26 protein-coding genes are annotated in these 23,923 nt (G+C 69.3%); 14 read left to right on the top strand and 12 right to left on the bottom strand.

Annotation, left to right across the window (positions count from 1 at the left end):
• On the top strand, window positions 1–713 hold a 713-nt coding region (locus tag Q0581_RS04145; protein WP_366876588.1), incomplete at its 5' end, for an HAD-IA family hydrolase.
• On the top strand, window positions 713–1,468 hold the full coding sequence (locus Q0581_RS04140; protein WP_298697837.1) for an ATP12 family protein: 756 nt from the start codon (window positions 713–715) through the stop codon (window positions 1,466–1,468). The genes Q0581_RS04145 and Q0581_RS04140, both read left to right, overlap by 1 nt.
• 1 nt (window position 1,469) lies before the next feature.
• Here Q0581_RS04140 and Q0581_RS04135 read toward each other — a convergent pair whose 3' ends face one another.
• Window positions 1,470–2,201 (bottom strand): RlmE family RNA methyltransferase, encoded by a 732-nt coding sequence (locus Q0581_RS04135; RefSeq protein ID WP_298697835.1) that lies wholly within the window; start codon window positions 2,199–2,201, stop codon window positions 1,470–1,472.
• Window positions 2,202–2,272: 71 nt separating this feature from the next.
• Between Q0581_RS04135 and Q0581_RS04130 the strand changes: the two genes are divergently transcribed.
• The gene (locus Q0581_RS04130; protein WP_298697833.1) at window positions 2,273–2,731 is read left to right on the top strand and encodes a peptidylprolyl isomerase; all 459 of its coding nucleotides are present in this window, start codon (window positions 2,273–2,275) and stop codon (window positions 2,729–2,731) included.
• Between the two features lie 4 nt (window positions 2,732–2,735).
• Window positions 2,736–3,311: a phosphohydrolase gene (locus tag Q0581_RS04125; RefSeq protein WP_298697831.1), complete on the top strand. Its 576-nt coding sequence runs from the start codon at window positions 2,736–2,738 to the stop codon at window positions 3,309–3,311.
• Here Q0581_RS04125 and Q0581_RS04120 read toward each other — a convergent pair whose 3' ends face one another.
• The 3 genes from Q0581_RS04120 to Q0581_RS04110 all read right to left on the bottom strand — a co-directional run bounded on the left by Q0581_RS04120 (window position 3,312) and on the right by Q0581_RS04110 (window position 5,552).
• Entirely contained in the window at window positions 3,312–3,875 is a 564-nt protein-coding gene (locus Q0581_RS04120) for a hypothetical protein (RefSeq protein ID WP_298697829.1), read from the bottom strand.
• 14 nt (window positions 3,876–3,889) lie between these two features.
• Window positions 3,890–4,519: an isoprenylcysteine carboxylmethyltransferase family protein gene (locus tag Q0581_RS04115; protein WP_298697827.1), complete on the bottom strand. Its 630-nt coding sequence runs from the start codon at window positions 4,517–4,519 to the stop codon at window positions 3,890–3,892.
• Between the two features lie 61 nt (window positions 4,520–4,580).
• Window positions 4,581–5,552 carry a M28 family peptidase gene (locus Q0581_RS04110; RefSeq protein ID WP_298697825.1) on the bottom strand — a complete coding sequence of 324 codons (972 nt, stop codon included), beginning with the start codon at window positions 5,550–5,552 and terminating at the stop codon, window positions 4,581–4,583.
• A 122-nt stretch (window positions 5,553–5,674) separates the two neighbouring features.
• Here Q0581_RS04110 and ligA point away from each other — a divergent pair, with 122 nt between their 5' ends.
• On the top strand, window positions 5,675–7,996 hold the full coding sequence (gene ligA, locus Q0581_RS04105; protein WP_298697823.1) for an NAD-dependent DNA ligase LigA: 2,322 nt from the start codon (window positions 5,675–5,677) through the stop codon (window positions 7,994–7,996).
• A gap of 160 nt (window positions 7,997–8,156) precedes the next feature.
• Here ligA and Q0581_RS04100 read toward each other — a convergent pair whose 3' ends face one another.
• The 3 genes from Q0581_RS04100 to Q0581_RS04090 form a co-directional block, all read right to left on the bottom strand.
• Window positions 8,157–8,396 (bottom strand): phosphotyrosine protein phosphatase, encoded by a 240-nt coding sequence (locus Q0581_RS04100; RefSeq protein ID WP_298697822.1) that lies wholly within the window; start codon window positions 8,394–8,396, stop codon window positions 8,157–8,159.
• A 77-nt stretch (window positions 8,397–8,473) separates the two neighbouring features.
• The gene (locus Q0581_RS04095) at window positions 8,474–8,908 is read right to left on the bottom strand and encodes a hypothetical protein (protein WP_298697820.1); all 435 of its coding nucleotides are present in this window, start codon (window positions 8,906–8,908) and stop codon (window positions 8,474–8,476) included.
• Window positions 8,905–10,437, bottom strand: coding sequence for an acyl-CoA carboxylase subunit beta (locus tag Q0581_RS04090; protein WP_298697818.1), 1,533 nt, complete (start codon window positions 10,435–10,437; stop codon window positions 8,905–8,907). Before Q0581_RS04090 ends, Q0581_RS04095 begins: the two co-directional genes overlap by 4 nt.
• Before the next feature lie 133 nt (window positions 10,438–10,570).
• On the opposite strand from Q0581_RS04090, the gene guaB reads away from it, so the two are divergent.
• From guaB to guaA, 5 genes are read left to right on the top strand one after another with little or no spacing between them, the layout of a single operon-like run.
• Window positions 10,571–12,028, top strand: coding sequence for an IMP dehydrogenase (gene guaB, locus Q0581_RS04085; RefSeq protein ID WP_298697817.1), 1,458 nt, complete (start codon window positions 10,571–10,573; stop codon window positions 12,026–12,028).
• A gap of 18 nt (window positions 12,029–12,046) precedes the next feature.
• Window positions 12,047–12,445 (top strand): MAPEG family protein, encoded by a 399-nt coding sequence (locus tag Q0581_RS04080; RefSeq protein ID WP_324523761.1) that lies wholly within the window; start codon window positions 12,047–12,049, stop codon window positions 12,443–12,445.
• A gap of 12 nt (window positions 12,446–12,457) precedes the next feature.
• Entirely contained in the window at window positions 12,458–13,858 is a 1,401-nt protein-coding gene (locus Q0581_RS04075; protein WP_298697815.1) for an RsmB/NOP family class I SAM-dependent RNA methyltransferase, read from the top strand.
• Window positions 13,855–14,550, top strand: a complete 696-nt coding sequence (locus tag Q0581_RS04070; protein ID WP_298697813.1) for a 5'-methylthioadenosine/S-adenosylhomocysteine nucleosidase — start codon at window positions 13,855–13,857, stop codon at window positions 14,548–14,550. Before Q0581_RS04075 ends, Q0581_RS04070 begins: the two co-directional genes overlap by 4 nt.
• Window positions 14,547–16,106 (top strand): glutamine-hydrolyzing GMP synthase, encoded by a 1,560-nt coding sequence (gene guaA, locus Q0581_RS04065; RefSeq protein WP_298697812.1) that lies wholly within the window; start codon window positions 14,547–14,549, stop codon window positions 16,104–16,106. The genes Q0581_RS04070 and guaA overlap by 4 nt, the downstream gene beginning before the upstream one ends.
• A 30-nt stretch (window positions 16,107–16,136) precedes the next feature.
• Here the strand turns inward: guaA and Q0581_RS04060 are convergent, their stop codons facing one another.
• Genes Q0581_RS04060 through Q0581_RS04045 form a run of 4 tightly spaced genes read right to left on the bottom strand, consistent with a single transcriptional unit; the run spans window position 16,137 to window position 20,993 of the window.
• Entirely contained in the window at window positions 16,137–16,823 is a 687-nt protein-coding gene (locus tag Q0581_RS04060) for a hypothetical protein (protein ID WP_298697810.1), read from the bottom strand.
• 27 nt (window positions 16,824–16,850) lie between these two features.
• The gene (locus Q0581_RS04055; protein WP_298697809.1) at window positions 16,851–18,878 is read right to left on the bottom strand and encodes a hypothetical protein; all 2,028 of its coding nucleotides are present in this window, start codon (window positions 18,876–18,878) and stop codon (window positions 16,851–16,853) included.
• Between the two features lie 2 nt (window positions 18,879–18,880).
• Complete coding sequence (locus Q0581_RS04050; RefSeq protein ID WP_298697807.1) at window positions 18,881–20,410, bottom strand: hypothetical protein; 1,530 nt, start codon at window positions 20,408–20,410, stop codon at window positions 18,881–18,883.
• A 31-nt stretch (window positions 20,411–20,441) separates the two neighbouring features.
• Window positions 20,442–20,993, bottom strand: coding sequence for a hypothetical protein (locus Q0581_RS04045; protein ID WP_298697806.1), 552 nt, complete (start codon window positions 20,991–20,993; stop codon window positions 20,442–20,444).
• A gap of 290 nt (window positions 20,994–21,283) precedes the next feature.
• Between Q0581_RS04045 and Q0581_RS04040 the strand changes: the two genes are divergently transcribed.
• The 4 genes from Q0581_RS04040 (at window position 21,284) to Q0581_RS04025 (ending at window position 23,000) form a co-directional block, all read left to right on the top strand.
• Window positions 21,284–21,631 carry an arsenate reductase gene (locus Q0581_RS04040; protein ID WP_298697805.1) on the top strand — a complete coding sequence of 116 codons (348 nt, stop codon included), beginning with the start codon at window positions 21,284–21,286 and terminating at the stop codon, window positions 21,629–21,631.
• 96 nt (window positions 21,632–21,727) lie between these two features.
• Complete coding sequence (locus tag Q0581_RS04035; protein WP_298697803.1) at window positions 21,728–22,150, top strand: hypothetical protein; 423 nt, start codon at window positions 21,728–21,730, stop codon at window positions 22,148–22,150.
• A gap of 30 nt (window positions 22,151–22,180) precedes the next feature.
• Window positions 22,181–22,711 (top strand): RNA polymerase sigma factor, encoded by a 531-nt coding sequence (locus tag Q0581_RS04030; RefSeq protein ID WP_298697801.1) that lies wholly within the window; start codon window positions 22,181–22,183, stop codon window positions 22,709–22,711.
• Window positions 22,701–23,000: a hypothetical protein gene (locus tag Q0581_RS04025; RefSeq protein ID WP_298697799.1), complete on the top strand. Its 300-nt coding sequence runs from the start codon at window positions 22,701–22,703 to the stop codon at window positions 22,998–23,000. Before Q0581_RS04030 ends, Q0581_RS04025 begins: the two co-directional genes overlap by 11 nt.
• Here the strand turns inward: Q0581_RS04025 and Q0581_RS04020 are convergent.
• Window positions 22,987–23,796, bottom strand: coding sequence for an endonuclease/exonuclease/phosphatase family protein (locus Q0581_RS04020; protein WP_298697797.1), 810 nt, complete (start codon window positions 23,794–23,796; stop codon window positions 22,987–22,989). The genes Q0581_RS04025 and Q0581_RS04020 overlap by 14 nt on opposite strands.
• Window positions 23,797–23,923: the final 127 nt, after the last annotated feature.

Here is a 23,923-nt window from a genome sequence, read left to right as displayed (position 1 = left end):
CGCGGTCCCCCTCCCCCGAGGGGGGAGGAGTTTTCGCGATGAAGCCCCTGGCGGTGTTCGACATCGACGGCACCCTGGTGGACAGCCGGGTGCTGATCCATGAGGCGACGGTGGCGGCGGCGCGGCGGGTGGGCCTGGCCGATCCGTCGTATGACGTCGTGCGCCAGACGGTGGGCCTGTCGCTGCATGAAGCTATGCGCGCTATTCAGCCCGGCCTGACCGATCCCGAGCTGGCCGAGTTCGTCGCCGGTTTCCAGGCCTTCTTCCGCGCCCGATACGAGGCGGGGCATGAGGAGCCGTTGTATGCGGGGGTCGAAGACACCCTGCGGCGGCTGAAGCGCGACGGCTGGCGGCTGGCCCTGGCGACGGGCCAGAACCGGCGCGGCGTGGCCCGCAACATGGCGCGCGCGGGCTGGGCCGACCTGTTCGTCTCGACCCATTGCGCCGAGGACGGGCCGGGCAAGCCGGACCCTGCCATGCTGATCGCCGCCATGGCCGCCTGCGGGGCCTGCACCGCCACCACCATCATGATCGGCGACACCGGCCACGATCACCGCATGGCGGTGGCGGCCGGCGCCGTGGCCCAGGGCGTAGGCTGGGGCTTCCACACGGCCCAGGAGCAGATCGCCGCCGGGGCCGTTCATGTGGCGCTGGACCTGCCCGAGCTGGAGGCCGCGCTGGACCGTTTCGCCGCCGGACAAAGGGCCGCCTGATGCATATTCCGCCGCTGGACCCCCAGGTCGCCGCCCGCAAGGGCTTCCGCGAGGCCGAAGACCGCACCAAACGCTTCTGGACCGATGTGGACGTGCGCGAAGGGCAGGGGGGCTGGTCCGTGCTGCTGGACGGACGCGCGCCCAAGACGCCGGCGGGGGCGCCGCTGGTGCTGCCTGCCAACGCCGCCGCGCGCCTGGTCGCTGACGAATGGGCGGCACAGGGCGAGTTCGTCGAACCCGCGACCATGCCCGCCACCCGCCTGGCCTCGACCGCCATCGACCGGGTGTCCCAGGTGCGCCAGGCGGTGGCCGAAGAGATCGCCGCCTACGCCGGGTCGGACCTGTTGTGCTATCCGGCCGAGGCGCCGCGCGGGCTGGTCGAACGCCAGGCCCGCGACTGGACCCCCTGGCTGGACTGGGCCGCGCGCGAACTGGATGTGACCCTGGCGCCGTCCAGCGGCATCGTGCATCGGACCCAGGATGCGGCCGCCCTGGCGCGGGTTCAGGATCATGCCCTGGCGCTGGACGATTTCGCCCTGACCGGTCTGGCGACCCTGACGCCCCTGCTGGGTTCGGCGATCCTGGCCCTGGCGGTGCAGCGCGGGGCGCTGGACGCCGAGGCCGCCTTCGACCTGTCGCGGCTGGAAGAGGCGTTTCAGGAAGACCAGTGGGGCGTCGACGCCGAGGCCGCCGAACGCACCGCCGCCCGGCGGGCCGAGGCGGTGCTGGTCCAGCGGTGGCTGAACGCGCTGTAGATCAGACGCGCAGCTTGTTCAGCGCCACCCAATAGACTTCGGAACTGCCCTTGCGGCTGGCCTGGGGCTTGATGGTCTTCACCGTCTCGAAATGGCTGCGCAGCCGGTCCAGAACCCCGCCGGCGTCGCCGCCCTGGAAGCTCTTGGTCACGAAGGCCCCGCCCGGCCGCAGGGTGCGGATGGCGAAGTCGGCGGCGATCTCGATCAGGGCGATGATCTTCAGGTGGTCGGTCTGGCGGTGGCCGATGGTGTTGTGCGCCATGTCCGACAGCACCAGATCCGGCGCCCCGCCGATCAGGTCGATCAGCTGCTGGTCCACGCCCGGCGTGGTGAAGTCGGCCTGGATCAGTTCGCCCCCCGCGATATGTTCGATCGGCAGCAGATCCACTCCCGCCACGGCCGCCGCCCCGCGCTTCAGCGCCACCTGGACCCAGCCGCCGGGCGCCGCGCCCAGGTCGATCACCTTGGACCCCGGCCGGATCAGACGATGCCTGTCGTCGATCTCCATCAGTTTGAAGGCCGCGCGGCTGCGCCAGCCCTCGGCGCGCGCGCGGTCGGACCAGGGGTCGGCCAGCTGCCGCTTGATCCACTGCTGGCTGGACATCGACTTCTTGTCGGCGGTCTTGATCTTCTGGCCCATGCCGCGCCCGGCCGCCGTGCCGCCGGTGGGCGGGCGCACCATGCGCCGCCTTTCGGCTTGGGGGCGTTCGGGGGGCTTTTCGTCCTGGCTCATGCCTATTCCATAGCGGTCCCGGCCATCTGCCGCTATGACCCGCGCACATTCGATCACTGAGGAGCCGCCCCATGGCCGACACCCTGACCTTCACCGTCGACACCGGCGCCGGAACCGGCGACGTGGTCATCAAGCTGCGTCCCGACCTGGCCCCCGGCCACGTCGCCCGCATCACCGAACTGGCCAGCGAAGGCTTCTATGACGGCGTGGTCTTCCACCGCGTCATCCCCGGCTTCATGGCCCAGGGCGGCGACCCGACCGGCACCGGGACCAGCGGCTCCAAGAAGCCGAACCTGAAGCAGGAATTCAGCGCCGAGCCGCATGTGCGCGGCGTCTGCTCCATGGCCCGCACCTCGGACCCCAACAGCGCCAACAGCCAGTTCTTCATCTGCTTCGACGACGCCACCTTCCTGGACCGCCAGTACACGGTCTGGGGCCAGGTCGAATCGGGCATGGAGCACATCGACGCCCTGCCCAAGGGCGAGCCGCCGCGCAGCCCCGGCAAGATCGTCAAGGCCACCGTGGGCTGACGCCGTGTTCTCCGATGCGGTTCGTCGGGACCTGATCGCGCGTCACGGCGAGCCGCATCGGCATTATCACACGCTGGAGCACATCCAGGACTGCCTGGACCAGGTGCAGGCGAGCGCCGATCTGGACGATGCCCAGCGACGGCTGCTGACGGCCGCAGTCTGGTTCCACGACGCCGTCTATGACCCGACCCGCAACGACAACGAGGCGCAGAGCGCGGCCCTGGCCATCCGCACGCTTGGGTCTGAAGGCTGGACCGACAGCGATATCGCCGAAGTCGAACGCCTGATCCTGCTGACGGCGGGCCATCAAGTGCAGGCCGACGATCCCACGGGCGCGCGTCTGATCTCCATCGATCTGTCGATCCTGGGCGCAGACCCGGCGCGCTATGACGCCTATGCCGCCGCCATCCGGCGCGAGTACGCCCACGTTCCAGACGCCTTGTACGTCGCCGGCCGGGCCATGATCCTGCAACGGTTTCTGGACGCGCCCGTCCTGTTCGCAGACGCGGCGTGGGCCGCGCGGCTGGACGCGCCGGCTCGCGACAATCTCAAGCGCGAGATCGCGGCCCTGACGGCCTGATCAGTCCCCCGCCCACCAGCGCAGGCGCACGGCCTGCGACCGGCCTGCGACGTTCAGCGTTCCCGACAGCACGGGTGTCTCGTCGCCCAGGTTGCGGCGCGCTTCGGCCAGGGCTTCGGGGTCCAGCCGGCCTTCGAACCGCACAACGCCCAAGGCCTCGGACCGCCCCTCGAACCGCACCCGGTCGTCGCTGACGCTGTAGGAGGTCGGCAGGATGCGGGCCCGGCCGCTGCGGCTTTCGCCCATCTCGGTCTGGACCATGGGGCTGGAGGCGTCCTCGAACTCGATCATGATCGGGGCGAAGGTCGCGCTGCGCCGGCCCGCCTCCCAGGCCTCGAAATCCGACGCCTGGCCAATGAAGACGTGGTGGAAGGTCCAGCCCGTTCCCGCCCCCTGATCCGCCGGGATGTAATAGCCGGACAGATCGTCTTGCTGACTGCTGGCGAAGGCCCTGGCCGGCGCGGCCGCACCGCCGCCTTCGCCCGTCTTGCCCGGGGCCGGCGGTTCACAGGCGGCTAGGGCCAGGGCCAGGGCGGCGGCGGACAGGATCAGGATACGGCGCATCGTTGTTCCTTCAGTCAGGGCAGATAGGCCAGTACATGCAGCCAGCCTTCGCTCTGGGCCGTATCGATGGCCTCGAACAGGGGGATGGCGATCAGGAACGCCAGCCCGTCCCGAAGGGTCAGCAGGAAGAAGGCGGGTCGCACCACCAGTTCGTCCTCGTCGCGCCAGGCGGAAAACCGCGGCATGAAGCGCGGCGTGCGAGCCATATAGGCGGCATAGGTTTCGCCGAACTGTCGGCTCAGCCAGGCTTCTTCCTTGCGAACCGTGGCCCGGAAGATCACCCAGGCCGTCAGAACGAACAGCGCCGCAACCGTGACCTGTCCCGTCTGGGCGCCGATGCCGAACGCGCCGATGAAGCTGAAGACATAAAGCGGATTGCGGCTCAGCGAATAGGGGCCGCGATCCACGATCTCGGCCTTCTTGCGCCCGCCGATATACAACGAACACCACGCGCGCCCGACGATGGCCAGGGCGATGGCTCCCAGCCCCACCGCCTCGACCGCCTCATGCCAGTGGCCTTCGACCCCGCCGGGCGATTGCAGGAACAGGGTGGCGCCGATCAGCGCCAGACCCAGAAGCAGCACCGCCAGCTTGCGAAGCTTCTGGACCGCCTGAATGTCGAACAGGGACGGAACGACCGACATCAACACACTCCAACCGAAGAGATGCACACCCTCGCGCCGTGGCGCGAGGGCGTCAACGCAATCAGCGGCTCAGCGACCGGTCGATATTCTGGAAGGCGCTCCAGGCCAGTTCGGTGACGCTGATGAAGACCGACGGGGTGATCCGCTCGAAATCGTCGGTCGGCTGGTGATAGTCGGGGTGATAGTTCACGCCGAAATACAGGAAGGGCAGGCCCGCCCGGTGAAAGGCGCCGTGGTCCGACGCCATGACCCAGTTGTCGGCGCCCTTGTCTTCCGGCGTGTCCTTGCCGAACGCCAGGCTGATGGCGCCGTTGGCCGGTATCGGCTCGAGCAGCGGACGCAGGTTCGGATGCTGGTACGTGCCGGTGACCCACAGCTTGTTATCGCTCTCGGCCCGCGCGGTCATGTCGTAGTTCAGGTTGATGGCGATGGCGGTCAGGGGCATGGGCGGCGCCTCGACGAAATGGCGGGCGCCCAGAAGGCCGCGCTCCTCTCCGTCCAGGGCCACGATCAGCACGCTGTGCTCCGGCGGGGCGGCCTTCAGCCGGGCGGCGATCTCCAGCATGGTGGCCACGCCCGAGGCGTTGTCGTCGGCGCCATTGTAGATCTGGCCGTCCTTGACCCCTTCGTGGTCATAGTGGGCGGTCAGCACGATATAGCGGTCCGACACGCGCGTGCCCGGAATGACGCCCAGCACATTAACGCCGTTGAAGGTGCGGGTCGCGCCGTCGCGGCCGTTCACCGTCGCCTCGAACGGCTGCAGCCGCCCCATGGCCGGCGCGGCGATGCCCATGGCCTCCAGCCGTCCGACGATATAGTTGCGCGCCGCCTCATTGCCCGGCGTGCCGATGGCGCGTCCGGCCATGTCGTCGGCCGACAGGATGCGCAGGTCGTCCATCATCCGGGCATAGGGGTCCGGCTGGGGCGCGACGGGTTCGGCGGCGGGCGCCGTCGCCTGGGGCGCGCCGAAGCACGAGGCCAGCGCCAGGGCGGTCAGGCTGACCAGGGCGAAACGGGCGAATGTCGGGCGCATGCGGAATCCTTGAAAGGGGCGATACGACGGGCATCCTATCGGCCCGGTCTTCAGGCGTCAGCTTAACGTCCTGTCATGGCGGCGCTAGAACCTCTGTCCAGTTTCCGCCGTTTGCGATTCCCATGGCCCCCATTCCCGTCGACGATCTGACCGAAGACCAGGCCCGGCAGGAGCTGGCGCGCCTGGCCGACGAACTGGCCCATCACGACCGCCTGTATCATCAGGACGACGCCCCCCAGATCACCGACGCCGACTATGACGCCCTGCGCCAGCGCAACGCCGCCATAGAGGCGCGGTTTCCGGCCCTGGCCCTGGCCGACAGCCCCAGCCTGAAGGTCGGCGCCGAGGTCTCAAGCCAGTTCGCCCCGGTGCGTCACGCCGTGCCCATGCTCAGCTTGGACAACGCCTTCGACGATGGAGAGGTCACGGACTTCGTCGCCCGCATCCGGCGCTTTCTGAAGCTGGACCCGGCCGAAGCCGTCGCCTTCGTGGCCGAGCCCAAGATCGACGGCCTGTCGGCCAGCCTGCTGTATGTCGACGGGGTGCTGGAGCGCGGGGCCACGCGCGGCGACGGCAAGACCGGCGAGGATGTGACCGCCAATCTGCGTACCCTGGACGACATTCCCGAACGCCTGTCGGGCGACGGCTGGCCCGCGCGGATCGAGGTGCGGGGCGAGGTCTACGCCCCCAATGACGCCTTCGACGCCTTCAATGCGGCGGCCGAGGCGGCGGGCCAGCGCACCTATGCCAACCCGCGCAATTTCGCCGCCGGGTCGCTGCGCCAGAAGAAGCCCGAGATCACGGCGACTCGGCCCTTGCGCTTCTTCGCCTATGCCTGGGGCGAACCGGCCGAAGGGTTCGCCGAGACCCAGCATCAGGCGCTGGAAAAGCTGGCCCAATGGGGGTTTCCCACCAATCCGCGATCCGAACGGGTCGAAGGGGCCGACGGGCTGATCGCGGTCTATCGGCGGCTGGAGGCCGACCGCGCGACCCTGGGCTATGACATCGACGGCGTGGTCTACAAGGTCGACCGCATCGACTGGCAACAGCGGCTGGGCTTCATCGCCAGAAGCCCCCGATGGGCCATCGCCCACAAATTCCCGGCCCAGCAGGCGACCACGGTGCTGGAGGGCATCGACATTCAGGTGGGCCGCACCGGCTCCCTGACCCCCGTCGCTCGCCTGACGCCCGTCACGGTCGGCGGCGTGGTGGTGCGCAACGCCACCCTGCACAACGAAGACGAGATCGCCCGCAAGGATGTGCGCATCGGCGACACGGTGGTGCTGCAACGCGCCGGCGACGTCATCCCCCAGATCGTGACCATCGTGCCGGATCGACGCCCCATCGACGCCGCCCCCTATGTCTTCCCGACCCATTGCCCCGTCTGCGGCTCCGAGGCCGTGCGCGAGGAAGGCGAGGCGCGTCGCCGCTGCACCGGCGGCCTGATCTGCAACGCCCAGATCGTCGAGCGACTGAAGCATTTCGTCGGCCGCCGCGCCTTCGACATCGAGGGGCTGGGCGAGAAACAGCTGATCGCCTTCCACGAACGCGGCTGGATCCGCGAACCGGCCGACATCTTCCGCCTGGCCCGTGATGAGCAAAAGCTGGCGGCCCTGCGCGCCGAAGACGGCTATGGCGAGACCAGCGTGCGCAACCTCGTCGCCGGCATCGCCGCGCGGCGCACCATCGCCCTGGACCGCCTGATCTTCGCCCTGGGGGTGCGCGAGATCGGGGAACAGACCTCCCTGCTGCTGGCGCGCGAGTTTGGAAGCTGGGAGGCGTTTCACCAGGCGGGTCTGGAGGCGGCGGCGGGCGTGCCGTCCGCCGACTGGACGGCGCTGAGCCTGACGCCAGGCATATCGCCGCGCGTCCTGTCCATCCTGGCCGCCGCCGAACCGGCCGAGACCGACCCCTGGCCCGAGGCGCCGCTGGATCAGAAGATCGCCCTGGCCTTTCCCGGCCTGGCCGCGCCCGCCCGCCGCGCCCTGGCCGAACGCGCGCCCGACTGGCCTGCCTTGCGCCGCCTGGCCCGGATCGCGCGGGACGAGCGGCCGTCCGAAACACTGGGCCGCATCGCCGGGATCGCCGGGGTCGGCCCGGTCGCCGCCCGCGCCATCGCCGACTTCTTCCACGAAGACCACAACAAGGACGTGGTCGCCGCCCTGGTCGCCGAACTGGAGCGGGTGGAAGACGCCGAACGGCCCCAGACCGACACGGCGGTGGCGGGCAAGACGGTGGTCTTCACCGGCGCCCTGGAGCGTTTCACCCGCGACGAGGCCAAGGCCCGCGCCGAAAGCCTGGGGGCCAAGGTGTCCGGCTCGGTGTCGAAGAAGACCGACTATCTGGTCGCCGGCCCCGGCGCCGGATCGAAACTGGCCGAGGCCCAGAAGCACGGGGTGAAGGTGCTGACCGAGGACGAATGGCTGGCCCTGATCGTGGGGTAGACCTTCCCGACCCGCTCATCCCCGCAAAAGCGGGGATCCAGTGTTTTGGGCGATCCAGATTATCCATCAGCCCTCGGACAGAGATCCCAGACATCGTGCGTCGCAACAGGACTGGATCCCCGCGGTCGCGGGGATGAGCGGCTATTGGATTGCGCCCTGGTCACAGATGCCGCGCCACCCGCTGTTCCAGCAGGGTGACCAGTTCGGGCTGCATGAAGGCGTAGTCGTCGGGGATATCCAGGCACACCACCCGCTTGCTCCGCAGCCGGTCGCGGAACCGGCGGTTCAGCTTGGCCCGATGCGACCGCTCCATCACGAAGATGACGTCGGCCCAGTCGATATGGTCGGCGTCCACGACCTCTTCCGCATCCGGCGCCAGCCCGGCCGACGCCGTCTCCACGCCCGGCCGCCCGGCGAACACCCGCTCGGCCGTCGGCGAACGCAGGCGGTTACGGGCGCAGAGGAAGAGGAGGTTGGTCAGGGCCGCCGCCGCGTCAGCCAGGCCCGGAGCGCGACCTGCGCATCAGCTGTACCGACCGGGTCGTCCGCACCGAAGATCGAGTCAGATTCGAGCCATTCGATCAGCATGTCCAAAATCGCCTCACGCTGGTCGGCCTGCCAACTATCGAAACCGGCGTAATCCAGCTTGTCGGCCAGCACTTCGGGAACCGTGATCCATCCATACGACGGTGCAGCGGCGCTACGGATCAGGAAAGACGGCAACACCCATTTGAAAGTCTCCGGGCCGCCTATCGTCGTCTGGGCGCGGGACATCACGACATTGATGTCTTCGTGTGACCAGCCTGCGCGATCACTCGCGAGCATCCGCGCAACACGCTCGTGATCCTCGTCGCGCGCGGCATGGAGGGGGGCTTCTGGACGAACGGCATCAAACGCGCGCGGAAATCTCACAGCGGAATGTTATCGTGCTTCTTCCACGGATTGCTCTGGGTCTTGCCCTTCAGCGTCCGTAGCGCCTTGATCAGCCGCCGCCGCGTGCCGTGGGGCATGATGACGTCGTCGATATAGCCCAGTTTGGCCGCCACGAAGGGGTTGGCGAAGCGGTCCTTGTATTCGGCTTCGCGCGCCGCCAGGGCCTCGGGGTCGCCGGCCTCTTTCCTGAAGATGATCTCGACCGCGCCCTTGGCGCCCATGACGGCGATCTCGGCGCTGGGCCAGGCGTAGTTGACGTCGCCGCGCAGGTGTTTGCTGCTCATCACGTCATAGGCGCCGCCATAGGCCTTGCGCGTGATGACGGTCAGTTTCGGCACCGTCGCCTCGGCATAGGCGAACAGCAGCTTGGCCCCGTGCTTGATCAGGCCGCCGTATTCCTGGCGCGTGCCGGGCATGAAGCCAGGCACGTCGACGAAGGTGACGATGGGGATGTGGAAGGCGTCGCAGAAGCGCACGAAACGGGCGGCCTTGCGGCTGCTGTCGATGTCCAGCACGCCCGCCAGCACCTGGGGCTGGTTGGCGACGATGCCCACCGGCGCGCCGTCCAGGCGGCCGAAGCCGCAGACGATGTTTTTCGCATAGTCGGCGCCGATCTCGAAGAAGTCGGCCTCGTCCACCGTCTTCAGGATCAGCTCCTTGATGTCATAGGGCTGGTTCGGATTGGCGGGCACCAGGGTGTCCAGCGACGCCTCGTCGCGGTCGGGGTCGTCATAACTGTCGCGCACCGGCGGCTTTTCGCGGTTCGACAGGGGCAGGAAGCCGATCAGGCGCCGCACCTCGGCCAGGGCCTCCAGGTCGTTCTCGAAGGCGCCGTCGGCCACGCCCGACTTGCCGGCATGCACCCGCGCGCCGCCCAGGTCTTCGTGGCTGACGACCTCATTGGTGACCGTCTTCACCACGTCGGGGCCGGTCACGTACATGTACGATGTGTCCTTCACCATGAAGATGAAGTCGGTGATGGCGGGCGAATAGACGTCGCCGCCCGCGCACGGCCCCATGATGACGCTGATCTGGGGGATGACGCCCGAGGCCAGGGTGTTCTGCAGGAAGATGTCGGCATAGCCCGCCAGGCTCTCGACCCCCTCCTGGATCCGGGCGCCGCCGGCGTCGAACAGGCCGATGATCGGCGCGCCATTGGTCAGGGCCATGCCCTGAAGTTTGACGATCTTGGCCGCATGCGCCCCCGACAGAGACCCGCCGAAGACCGTGAAATCCTTGGAGAAGACATAGACCAGACGGCCGTTGATCGTGCCGCGGCCGGTCACCACCCCGTCGCCGGGGATGCGCTGCTTCTCCATGCCGAATTCGTGGCTGCGGTGCTCCACGAACATGTCGGTTTCCTCGAAACTGCCTTCGTCCAGCAGCACCTCGATCCGCTCGCGCGCGGTCAGCTTGCCCTTGGCGTGCTGATTGGCGATCCGGGCCTCGCCCCCGCCCAGTTTCGCGGCGGCGCGGCGGGCTTCCAACTGGTCCAGGATGTCTTGCATGGGGCGGGTCTCCTCAAGGGTTGGGATAGGCGCCGTTCCCACAAGACGCAAGCGATCGGCGCCCGGCCGCACGTGCGCGGTTGACACCACGCCCGGCGCAGGGGATACGCGGCCCGCAAAACGGAGGCTCCTGATGGAGATACGCGAAGGCCTGACCTTCGACGATGTTTTGCTTGAACCCGGTCCTTCCGAGATAATGCCCGCCGATGCGGACGTCTCGACCCGGCTGACGCGCGACATCCGGTTGAACATGCCCCTGACCTCGTCCGCCATGGACACGGTCACCGAGGCGCGGCTGGCCATCGCCATGGCCCAGGCCGGGGGCTTGGGCGTCCTGCACCGCAATCTGACGGTCGAACAGCAGGCCGACCAGGTGCGTCAGGTCAAACGCTACGAAAGCGGCATGGTGGTGAACCCCGTCACCGTCACGCCCGACACCACCCTGGGCCAGGTGCGCCAGATCACGGCGGCCAAGAAGATCACCGGCTTCCCGGTGGTGGACCCGCAGTCGGGGCGTCTGGTCGGCATGCTGACCAACCGCGACATGCGGTTCGAGAGCGACCTGAACCGCAAGGCCGCCGATCTGATGACCACCGGCCCCCTGTTCACCGTGCGCGAGGGCGCCGGGCGCGACGAGGCCATCGCCATCCTGCGCGAGCGCAAGATCGAGCGGGTCATCGTGACCGACGATCAGGACCGCGCGGTTGGCCTGATCACCATGAAGGACATCGAGAAGGCCCAGGCCTTCCCCCACGCGGCCAAGGACGACCAGGGCCGGCTGCTGGTGGGCGCGGCCTCGACCGTTGGCGACAGCGGCTATGAGCGGTCGATGGCGCTGGCGGATGCGGGCGTGGACGTGGTGGTGATCGACACCGCCCATGGCCACTCGGTCCAGGTCGCCCGCGCGGTCGAGCGGGTGAAGCGCGAGAGCAACCGCATCCAGGTCATCGCCGGCAATGTGGCCACCTATGACGCCGCGCGCGCCCTGATCGACGCGGGCGCCGATGCGGTGAAGGTCGGCATCGGCCCGGGCAGCATCTGCACCACCCGCATCGTCGCGGGCGTGGGCGTGCCGCAACTGACCGCCATCCTGGAGGCCGTGCGCGCGGCCGGCGACAGCGGCGTGCCGATCATCGCCGACGGCGGCATCAAATATTCCGGCGATCTGGCCAAGGCCATCGCGGCGGGCGCCAGCGTGGCCATGATGGGCTCGATGTTCGCCGGCACCGACGAAAGCCCCGGCGAGGTCTTCCTGTACCAGGGCCGGTCCTACAAGTCGTACCGCGGCATGGGTTCGGTCGGCGCCATGGGCCAGGGCTCGGCCGACCGCTATTTCCAGAAAGAGGTCGAGGCCCAGAAGCTGGTGCCCGAAGGCATCGAGGGCCAGACGCCCTACAAGGGGCCGATCGCCCCGGTGATCCACCAGCTGGTCGGCGGCCTGCGCGCGGCCATGGGCTATGTCGGCGCCGGGACCATCGACGAATTCCAGAAGCGGGCGAAATTCGTGCGCATCACCGGCGCGGGCCTGCGCGAAAGCCATGTCCACGACGTGATGATCACGCGCGAGGCGCCCAACTATCGTCAGGGCTGACCGGGGAGGGTCGAGACCATGGATATGACGCCTGAGTTCATCATGCTGGCCTTCACCCTGATCCTGGCGCTGGTCCAGATCATGTGGGCGGCGTCGGCGCGGACGTCCGAGCTGGGGCTGAAGTGGAACGCCGGCGCGCGCGACGGCGTGCCGCCGCCGCCGGGGCCTCTGGCCGGGCGTCTGATGCGGGCCCAGGCCAATCTGTTCGAGACCCTGCCGATCTTCGCCGCGGCGGTGATCATGGCCCATGTGGCGGGCGAGGACGGTCAGCTGACCTTCGTCGGAACCCACCTCTATTTCTTCGGGCGGCTGGCCTATCTGCCGCTCTATGCCTTTGGCGTGCCCTATATCCGGTCCGTGGCCTGGGCGGTCAGCCTGGTGGGGCTGGTCATGGTCATCGCCGCCCTGTTCGTCTGATCCCGAGGTTCCGTGACCCCTGCCGCCCGTCTCGCCGCCGCCGCCTCGGTTCTGGACTCCATCGCCCAGGGCCGCCAACCGGCCGAGGCCGTGCTGAAGGCCTGGGGCCAGGCCAACCGCTATGCCGGGTCCAAGGACAGGAAGGCCATCGCCGACCGGGTTTACAAGGTGCTGCGCGCCCGCGCCCGACTGTCGTGGGCCATGGGCGGGCGCGAGGACGGGCGGGCGCTGGTGATCGGGTCGCTCAGCCTGATCGACGGACTGGCGCTGGATCAAATCGAGGCCCTGCATTCGGGCGACGGCTATGGCCCGCGTCCGCTGTCGAAACAGGAACGGTCGCGGCTGACGGCGGCGGGCGAGGGGGATCTGCCTGGCTGGGTCGCGGCGGGCTTGCCGGCATTCGTAGTCGAGGATTTCAAGGCGACCTTCGGCGACCGCTGGGCCGAAGAGGCGCAAGGGTTGATGGCGCCGCGCGCGCCGATCGACCTGCGGGTCAATACGCTGAAAGCGGATGTAGAGGCCGTGCGCGCCGAACTGGCCGAAGCCGGGCTGGAGGCGACGCCGACGCCGGGATCGCCCGTGGGCCTGCGCCTGGCCTCGGAGCCGCCGCCGAACATCCAGGCCACCGACGCCTTCAAGGACGGCCGCATCGAGATCCAGGACGAGGGCAGCCAGATCGTCTGCGCCCTGGCCGGGGCCGCGCCGGGCATGACGGTGGTCGACTACTGCGCCGGGGGCGGCGGCAAGACCCTGGGGCTGGCGGCCATGATGTTTCCTTCCCCCCTCGCGGGGGAAGGTGTCTCGCAGCGCGAGACGGATGGGGGGGCTGTCGGCGACACACCCGATCATCCTGCAGACGAGACGAGGGACCAGCCCCCCCATCCGAGCGGCTCCGCCGCCCACCTTCCCCCGCGAGGGGGGAAGGGACGATTGATCGCGTCCGACGTCGTGCAGAAGCGTCTGGACAATATCCGGCCCCGGCTGGCGCGCGCGGGGGTGGAGGCGGACCTGCGTCTGCTGGGCCAGAACGGTGGGGGGATGGAGGATCTGAACGGACAGGCCGATCTGGTCTTCGTCGATGCGCCGTGCAGCGGATCGGGCACCTGGCGACGCCGGCCCGAGGACGCCTGGCGGCTGACGGCGGATGAGGTCGCGCGGCTGCACGCCCTGCAGGTGCGCATTCTGGGCCAGGCGGCGAAACTGGTGCGGCCGGGCGGGCGGCTGATCTATGTCACCTGCTCGATGCTGGCGGCCGAGAACGAGGCCAGCGCCGACGCCTTCGAGGCCGCGCATCCCGACTTCCGGCCTGTGGCGCTGGATCATGCGAGTGCCGTGGGCCATCGCCTGCGCCTGTCGCCGGCCAGCACCGACACCGACGGCTTCTTCGCCGCCCTTTATGAGCGGTCGGCATGAGGCTGGAACGCTATGGCCCGGTCGTCGTCCTGCCGGTCATGGCGGCGCCGGCGGAATATGGCGCGCATCTGCAGGCCCGCATCGACCCCTTGATGACCGGCGTCGGCCCGGTCGAGGCGGCGGTGGCCCTGACAGCCGCCCTGGCCAGGCTGGAGGCCCAGGGTCAAACGCCGGACCTGATCGTGTCGCTGGGCTCGTGCGGGTCGCCGACGCTGGATCATGCGGCCGTCTATCAGGCGTCGTCGGTGGCCTATCGCGACATGGACGCCAGCCCGCTGGGGTTCGAGAAGGGGATCACGCCCCTGCTGGACCTGCCGGCCGTCCTGGCCCTGCCGTGCCCCGTTCCGGGCGTGCCCTGCGCCCGCCTGTCGACCGGAGCGAACGTGGTGTCCGGCGCCGCCTATGGCGCCATCGACGCCGAGATGGTGGACATGGAGACCTGGGCCCTGCTGCGGTCGGCCCAGACGTTCGGCGTGCCCCTGGTGGCCCTGCGCGGCGTGTCGGACGGGCGAACCGAGCTGAAGGCCCTGAGCGACTGGACCGACACCCTGCATCTGGTGGACGCCCATCTGGCCGTCGCCCTGGACGCCCTGGCCGAGGGGCTGCGCACGCGCGGCCTGGGCCTGCTTGAAATCCCGGCCGGACACGGCCAAGACCCCGCCCATTCACGCTCCCTGGACCTGATCCCATGACCACCGCCGCCCACCAGAAGGTCCTGATCGTCGATTTCGGCAGCCAGGTGACCCAGCTGATCGCCCGGCGCCTGCGCGAGGCGGGGGTCTATTGCGAGATCCATCCGTTCGACAAGGCGGGCGCGGCCCTGGCGAAGATGCAGCCCCAGGCCATCATCCTGTCGGGCGGACCGGCGTCCACGACCGAAGCCGAAAGTCCGCGCGCCGATGCGGCCCTGTTCGAGGCGGGCGTGCCGGTGCTGGGCATCTGTTATGGCCAGCAGGCGATCTGCGCCCAGCTGGGCGGCAAGGTCGAAAGCGGCCACCATCGCGAGTTCGGTCGCGCCGAGATCGCCGTCCAGAAGGACAGCCCCCTGTTCGCCGGCCTGGCCGCGCCGGGCGAGGCCGAGCCGGTGTGGATGAGCCACGGCGACCGCGTCACCGCCATCCCGCCGGGGTTCGAGGTCATCGCCACCAGCGAAGGCGCCCCCTTCGCCGCCATCGGCGACGAGGCGCGGAAAATCTATGGCGTCCAGTTCCACCCGGAGGTGATGCACACCCCGCGCGGCGCGACGATCCTGAAGAATTTCACCCACCGGATCGCGGGCCTGACCGGCGACTGGACCATGGCCGCCTATCGCGCCGAACAGGTCCAGAAGATCCGCGCCCAGGTCGGAACGGGCAAGGTGATCTGCGGCCTGTCGGGCGGGGTCGACAGTTCGGTGGCGGCGGTGCTGATCCACGAGGCGATCGGCGACCAGCTGACCTGCGTCTTCGTGGACACCGGCCTGTTGCGCAAGGACGAGGCCAAACAGGTCACGACCCTGTTCCGGGAACACTACAACATCCCGCTGATCCACGTGGACGCCTCGGCGGAATTCCTGGGGGCGCTGGCGGGCGTCTCGGACCCGGAGACCAAGCGCAAGACCATCGGCAAGATCTTCATCGACGTGTTCGACCGCGAGGCGAACAAGATCGAGGGCGCCGAATTCCTGGCCCAGGGGACGCTGTATCCCGACGTGATCGAGAGCGTCTCGGCCAGCGGCGGCCCCAGCGCGGTGATCAAGAGCCACCATAATGTCGGCGGCCTGCCCGACTATATGAAGCTGAAACTGGTCGAACCCCTGCGTGAACTGTTCAAGGACGAGGTGCGGGCCCTGGGCCGCGAACTGGGCCTGACCGACGCCTTCGTGGGCCGCCATCCGTTCCCCGGGCCGGGCCTGGCCATCCGCATTCCGGGCGAGATCACGCCCGACGCCGTGGCGACCCTGCAGGAAGCGGACGCCATCTATCTGGACGAGATCCGCAAGGCGGGCCTGTATGACGAGATCTGGCAGGCGTTCGCGGTGCTGCTGCCGGTCAAGACGGTGGGCGTCATGGGCGACGCCCGCACCTATGAGAAGGTGCTGGCCCTGCGCGCCGTCACCTCGACCGACGGCATGACGGCGGACTTCTTCCAGTTCCCCTGGGACGTCCTGGCCCGCACGGCGACGCGGATCATCAACGAGGTGCGCGGCGTCAACCGCGTCGTCTATGACGTGACGTCCAAGCCGCCGGGGACCATCGAGTGGGAATAGGGGACGGCGCGGCCGTCCCCTGTCCGTAGATCAGATTTCCACAGCGCGGGGCTGGGTGCTGCTGGAGTCCTGGGGCTCGGCCACGCCGCCCTTGGCCATGATGGCGCGCATCGGCGTCCACATCGAACGCGCGGCGTTGGTCTGGATCATGATCAGCTCGGCCGCCGCCCGCAGCTGACCCAGCTTGGTCAGCATCATCGGGTTGCGGGCGATATTGTTGACCAGGGTCGGCGCCTGCTGGGCCAGGCGCACATTGCGCACCATGGCCAGCGAGAAGTTGAAGGCCGCGTTCAGCATCAGGCTGCGCTGGTCGCTGGAGGCGCCGTCGAAACGGGTCTGCCAGACTTCGGCTTCGGCCGCATTGGCCGACAGGGCCTGCAGGTCTTCCTGGAAGGCGGCCTTGTGGGCGTTCAGTTCGCCGACATTGGTGGAGCCGTTCAGCTGGGTGATGCGGGCGCGATACTGTTCGCGGTTCTCGCGCTCGTCGCTGGCGGCGCGCAGGGCGACGGCGGCGATCATCATCATCTGGGTGGTCTGAGCGGTTTCAGCCAGGAAGGCGTCCGGGCTGTAGCTGGCGGCGTTGCCGCCGCCGACGCCCGGCACCAGGCCGCGCAACTGGCCCAGTTGGCCCAACTGGGCCTGGGCCGAACTGGCGACGAGGCTTAGCGCCACCGCCCCGGCGATGAGGCCGGCAGTATGAGTCTTGTTGGTTTTCATGGCTTTTCCCTCCCAATAAGCCGTGGATCAACGCGATGATGGCGGCGCGGTCTCGCGCGCGGCCCGTGACGCCAGGCCGGCGGCGGCCTCGGCGATGTCGGCGACGATGGAGCGTTCGACCATCTCGGCCGGCGCTCCGGCGCTCAGGGCCGCAGGCGTCAGCGTCTGTTGCAGACCGCGGCCGGCCACCCGTTCGCCGTTCTGTTTCAACGTATAGCCGACGGTCAGGTCGTAGCGGCGGCCCGACCGTGCGTCCGCAGCGGCCGGCTCGATCTGATTGACCGGCTCGAAGCAGATGTCGGGCGACCGGGGCGACAGCACGCCGGCCTGGGCGTCCGACTGAAAACCGCCATCGCCCAGGCGCGCGGCCAGCACGGGGGCGAACTGCGGGATATGCACGGCCCCGCCGAAACCGGCGGCGAAATTGTTCAGGGCGATCGGCTGGAAATGCACCGGCGCGATCGAACCGCGCTGGCTGATCGAAGGGGCGCCATTCGGCGCGAGGCACTGGGCGAAGACCGCGCGCGACGACGAGCCGACGCCCGACGCTTCATAGGCCAACTGGTCGCCCGAACGGATCGCGGGCTGTTCGACGTCGGCATAGCGGGCGAAACCCTGGCCGCCCGACACCTCGGCCACCTCGACGCGGGTGACGGGAGCCCAGACCTCGCCCTGGACGCCGGACACCGAGCCGATGCGGCGCAGGATCACGCCGTCCACGCCCGGCGACAGCCGCTGGCCCGCGTCGCGGATGGTCGCGCCGCCCGAGGCCGGCGACACCGGCACGCGCAGGCGCGCAGGCTTGAAATTCGTCCCCACCGCCTGCGACAGTCGGGTGATGGCGTTCTTGATGGCCGTGTCGCGGTCCTGGGCCGCGCCCAGGCCGCCGCCGTCGACAAGGTCGCTGTTCAACTGGTCCGCCGCCTGGGCGGCGAAGACGACGCGCCCCTGGTGGTTCAGGATCTCGACCATGGCGCGGGCGTGGGTGGTGCGCCGGCGGATGTTGGCGACATTGGTGCCGGTTTCGATCGGGTCGAAGGCCACCACCGAGACGCGCGCAAAATAGTCGGGCCAGGTGCGCGGGCGGGGCGAGACCGAGGCGTTGCCCAGGGCCTCTTCGCGGATGCGGGCGAAACTGGCGTTGACGGGGGTGACGGCCAGGCCCGCCGAGGCGGCGAAGGCGTCTTCGGCCATCTGGGTCAGATAGGCGGGCGACTGTTCCTCGGGCGCATCGACGACCACGACCAGGACCGACGGCCGTTCCAGCACCTCGACCGGCTGGGCGACGTGTCGCGCTAGGGTCTGGCCCACCGACAACTGGCCCAGCATCGGCTCGACGATGGCGTAGTCGGCGTCGGCGAAAACCACCGAGGCGTCGCCCAGGGCGTCGCCTTCGCGCACCCCCTGGCGGCGGCCGATATTGACCACATAGCGGTCGCCCGCGCGTCCGCGCACCGTGCCGGTCACGGCGTGAGGACGGAATTTCGTCGCGGCGTCATTGACCAAATGCTGAAGCTCCTGGTCGATCAGGGCCGGCAACTGGCGCGCGGCCTCGGCCTCGAAGGTGCGGTCGGCCAAAACCCCCCCGACGATGGTCGAGCGGCTGACGGTCAGCAGCACCTCGCCGGTCAGGGCGTTCGAGAAGGTGATGCTCATGGCCAGGGGCGTGATCGCCTCGGACCCGGAGGATTTGCGCACCCGCCACAGGTCGGCGCGGGTCAGGTGCAGGGTGGCGACCACCGTGCCGGACAGCATGGCCTCGCGCGTGACGCCCGGGGGCAGGGCGTCGTTCAGCCCGGCCGGGCCGTCGGGAAAGCGCTGGCGCATCAACTGGTCGAAGCGCACCCCGACCTGCCGGCTGGCCTGCGGCCCGAACAGGCCGCAGAAGGCCGAAGCGATCCGCACATTGCGGGCGCTCTGGGGAATCGAGGCGCAGTCCGAGGCTTCCGGCCCGTAAAGGCCCGGCGACGGGAAGACCCGCAACGCCGGGGCCTGGGCGGCGGCCGGCGCAGCCAGAAGGGCGGCGGCCACGCCAGACATGGCCAGCCGCCGCATGATCAGCAGGTCCCGGACAGGCAGATCAGCACGGATTGCGGCGCCGCTTCGGCCTTCATTTCGGCGAAGCGAGCGTTGGCGCGCATGCGCTGGTACAGGGCCAGGTGCAGCGGGGTCGAGCCGGTGTAGCGGACCTGGAACGTCATCTGGTCGCCCGACTGTTCCAGGAAGGCCGAACCGGAAATGCCCGGAATCGCCGACAGAACGTCCAGGATATCCGCCTGCATCGCCAGGTCCGACGCACCGCGGACGGTCAGGGTGTAGTCGGTGGTCCCGGTCGCGGCCTGCACGGCGCCGGCGCGGGCGCGGGTCTGGTTGCGCCAGAAGCGCTGGATCTGCGGGCCCAGGGTTTCGGCCGCCTGTTTCGACAGCGATTCCGCCAGCTGGCTGGCGCACAGCTCATAGCTGGCGGCCGAGGCGGCGCCCGATTTGGTGGTCGAGCCGATGTCTTCATAGCTTGCCGAGGCATAGGCCTGGGCGGCGATTTCGCCGGTGCAGCTGGGCTGGCCCGTGGCGGGGTTCACGCCGTTGTCGCGGATCGAGAAATGCCCGCCCATGAAGAAGGGTGCATTGCGCGACACATGGGTCATGAAGTCACGCAGGCGACCGCTTTCCTGCAGGTCGGCGTACAGGGGCTGCATGCCCGGCGCGAAGTCGGCCATGGCCGGCACGGCGTTGCTGGTGGCGATGTCGTAGTTGATCAGTTCGCCCGTCAGGGCCGCCACGGCGGCGCGGCCGGCGGCGGTCGACGCGGTGGTCTGATAGGTGATGCGCTGGCTGAAGCGGACATTGTCGTGGGCGCTGGCCTGGACGTTGTTGGCCACGGCCAGATCCCGCGAGGACGAATAGGCGGCGGAGCTGCTGCCGCGAACGGCGCTGGAGCGCGAACCCGAGGCGCGGCTGGCGCCCGAGCCATAGCCGTCCGAATAGCCCGAGGCCGACGAACCGCTGGCGCTGCTGCCGGCGGCGTAGCTGCTGGACTGGCCCGCACGCTCACGCTCGGACAGGGCCATGCGCGAGGTGTCGCTGTATTGGGCGCCGCTGTCGCGCGAGTATTCGGTCACGACCTCGGCGGGCGCCTGCAGGTCGCGCGCGGCGCCGACCACTTCGTCCAGCATGACCAGGATGCGCTGGCGCTCGCCGCCGCCGCGACGGCTGGACGACTGGATGCCCTCGTCGTCCAGACGGGCGATGACCCAGGACCGATCGACCCGCGCCGACACGGTGGTGCGGAACTCGCGCCCGACTCGTTGCGACGAATAGTCGACGATCATTTCCGGGCGGATCTGGTTGGCGATGCGCAGGATGACGTCCGACGACAGTTCGCCCATCCGCTCGGCGCCCAGAATTTCGCGGGCCAGCGACCGGATCAGGTCCGCGCGGGCCGCGGCCTCGGCGGCGGCGCGCGTGGCGTTGGCGTCACGCGTCACGGCGGCGGCGCCCGTACCGGACACGACGCCGTCCTGGGCCAGGGCGGGAACAGCGGCCGCAACGGCCAGGGCGAATACGGAAACGGCGGCGAAACGACGCATGATTGGCACTCTTGGCTGAATGTCGGGGGATTTAGTTGGAATCGCGCAGGACGACGTCGCCGGCGCGAACGACGCCGCCGTTCGGGCCTTCGATGATCTCGACGTTGCCGGCGCGGATCCGGGTCTCGGGCGCGCGTTTGCGGGTGGTCGAAGCGGCCGACGCAGCCTTGGCCGGCGTCTCCGGGGCCATGGCGGCCTTGACCGCGCGGAACGGTTGCGAGCTGCGGACGGAATCGAACACCGGCTCGGCCAGGGCCGCCTGCGCGTCGGGCAGTTCAGCCGCCAGAGCCTGCAGGAAGGCGGTCGCCGAAGCCTTGGCGTCGCCCTTGGCGGCCTCGGCCTGGGCGCGTTGCAGGTGCGCCGTCGGATCTTCTGGGCGGGCGGCCTGGGCCATAGCGGCCATCTGGGCGGCCTGGCCGAAATTTTGCGCCGTCATGGCGCCGTCAAAGCCGGACAGAGCGGCCGCTTCCCCCTGAGCACCGTCCGCACCGGCCGGCGAACCCAGCCGATCACAGCCCGAAACCGCCAGCGCAGCCAGTGTGAAAGCAAGCGCAAGGCTGCGCCCGTTAATGTGTTTGTGCATGAAAAAGCCCCTGAATGGCCATGATCTAGCACTGTTCGGTCGGGCTGCGTCAAGCCTGCGTTAACGCCTCCGTCAGGGTTCGTCAGGCCATCAGGGGCGTGCCCTGACTAATCTTCATCGCGATTATGCGGATATGTAAACGAATTGTGCGGGCTTCCGGCGCGGGCGGAATGGCGTCACGACCCATGGATGACGCGCCGCAATTGTCTCGCGTCATGCGTGTGTGGGCGTCGGTTCTCATCACCCGAAAACGCTTGATCCCCCTGCGCGGGGCCGCCAGATGCGGAGGCATGATCACCCTGTACGGAATCCCCAACTGCGACACGGTCAAGAAGGCCCGGACCTGGCTGGACCAGAACGGCGTGGCGCATGTGTTCCACGACTACAAGAAGGCCGGGATCGACCGGACGCGGGTCGAGGCCTGGGTCGGCGAACTGGGCTGGGAGACGGTGCTGAACCGCGCCGGCACGACGTTCCGCGCCCTGCCGGATGCGGACAAGGCGAACCTGGACGCCGGGCGCGCGGTCGATCTGATGCTGGCCAATCCGTCGATGATCAAGCGGCCGATCCTGGACACGGGCGCGCGCCGCGTGGCCGGGTTCAAGCCGGACGTCTATGCGGGCCTGGACCTGGGCTGAAAAACTTCAGTCGTTCTGCATCCGATCGGCACGGGCGTGACGACTAGGGGGTGAAGGACGATCCGGCGAACCGGCCGGCGTCAGGAGGATGAGACGATGGAAGACCTGTTCCGTTCCTACTGGTGGCTGATGTTCCCCATGGCCTGGTTCGTGGTCGGGGGCTTCACCAGCTTCCTGAACTATCGCCGCCAGAAGGAGACGTTGGACCTGCTGCGGACCTATGCCGAGAAGGGGCAGGAGCCGCCCGAGGCCCTGTTGAAGGTGCTGAACCGCCCGATCGACAGCGACACCGAGTTCTTCGGCGGCGCCTATGACGCTCCGTCCAAGTCCAATGAAGGCAACTGGTTCTCGGTGGTGCTGTTCGGGCTGCTGGCGGCCGGTTTCGGCTATGCCGCCTGGGCCGACATGTATGGCGCGGGCCAGGCGTTTCTGATCGTCGCCTTCGTGCTGGGCTCGGTCTGCGTGGCCTGCCTGGTCTCGACCCTGATGAAGCGGGGGCGTCGCCGGGGCGGCGAGTGATCGCGGGGCGACGGGGCAGGGGAGGCGGCCTTGAGCGACGAGGCCGAATGGGTGCGCCGCGCGCAAGGCGGATCGGACGTGGCCTTCGCCCGTCTGGTCCAGCAGCATCAGGCGCCGGTGCGGGCCTTCCTGCGCCGCACCCTGGGCGGCGGCTGGGCCGAGGCGGACGATGTGGCGCAAGACACCTTCATCGCCGCCTGGACGACGCTGCGGGCGCTGAAGGAGCCGGCGCGTTTCCGGTCCTGGCTGCTGGGCGTGGCGTGGCGGCGGGCGCAGGATCACATCCGGTCCCGACGCCGGGGCGCCGCGCGCGACGCCGCCTGGCTGGAGGCGGCCGAGACGCCGCCGGGGGTGTCGCACGAGGACCGCATGGCCATGGCGCGGGCGATGGGCGACCTGGCGCCCGATGTGCGGGCCTGTGTGGCCTTGTGCCTGGCCGACGGCTGGTCGCATTCCGAGGCGGCCTCGGCCCTGGGCTTGCCCCTGGGCACGGTGAAGTCGCATGTTGCGCGCGGACGCACGCGCCTGCTGGCGGCGCTGGGAGGGTCCGATGACGCCTGAGGACACGCTGAACCGCCTGTTCGCCGCCCAGAGGCCGCCCGCGCGCGACCTGGCGTTCGAGACGGCGGTGGCCGAGCGGATCGCCCGGCGGCGCGCCTGGGGCGCGGTCGGGGCCATGGCGCCCTGGGCCGTGGCGGCCACGGCGGCGCTGTGGGGGCTTCAGCCGGTGGCGGCGACCCTGGGCCAGACGCTGGGCCAGGCTTTGGCGCCCACGGCGGCGATGCTGGTGCTGGGCGGGCTGACGGCGACGGCGGCCCTGCGGCTGACGCGCCGGTTCAACGCAGGCTGACGGTCGCGGCCACGCCGAAATGGTCTGACGGATATTCGCCCTGGGTCGGCTGGTCGCCGATGCGCCGGGCGCTGACGGGCGCAAAGGCCGTCTCCTGAGCGAAGATATGGTCGATGACCCGGTTCGGGTGGCCCTTGGCCGGGTTCAGGGTGGTGTCGACGCTGTTGCGGGGCAGGGCGCTGAAGAAGCCGGGGCCGGTCAGGGCGTTCAGGCCGGCGTCCTCCTGAACCGCATTGAAATCGCCCATGACGATCAGCGGCGTCCGGTCCCGGGGCAGCCAGGCCATCAGGTCGGCGATCTGACGCGCGCGCACTGCCTGGGCGTCGGCCTGCCAAGCCAGGTGGGTGTTGACGATGTCGACGGCGCGGCCGCCGACCCGGACCCGCGCCCGGATGGCGGTGCGATAGTCGTCCAGCGGCTCCAGCTTCTTCCAGTCATGCTGGATGACCGGCAGGCGCGACAGGATGGCGTTGCCATACCGACGCGGCGCCCCCTCGGCGTCGGTTGAGCAGAAGTGCACTTCGTATCCCCCTAGCGCTTGCGCCAGGTCGCGCGCCTGGTTCGGCAGGTCGACGGCCGCATCCTCCAGCACCTCTTGCAGGCCGATCACGTCGGCGTCGGCGTCGCGCAGCGCCTGGATCAGCAGCGGCCGTCGCGCGGCCCAGTCGCCCTGATTGTGCCAGATGTTGAAACAGGCCAGCTTCAGAGAAGGCGCGACGCCGGTCGCCCGCGTCGTGGCGCAACCGGCCACGGCGGCGGCCCCCAGGCCGGTGATCAAGGTGCGGCGGGCGATCATGGCGTCCTCCCAGACGACGATTTCGGCGCCAGTGTAACCGGTTTCACGAACCTGTCGAAAGTTTCACCTTGGGCGACGCATCCATCGGCGGGGTTCGCAGTCTCTTGTTGTCAGAAGGCCCCGGCAT

This window comes from uncultured Brevundimonas sp. (genome assembly GCF_937863155.1).
Taxonomy (GTDB): domain Bacteria; phylum Pseudomonadota; class Alphaproteobacteria; order Caulobacterales; family Caulobacteraceae; genus Brevundimonas.
The sequence above is the reverse complement of the archived record's forward strand: the minus strand, read 5'-3'. Positions and strand labels throughout refer to the sequence as shown.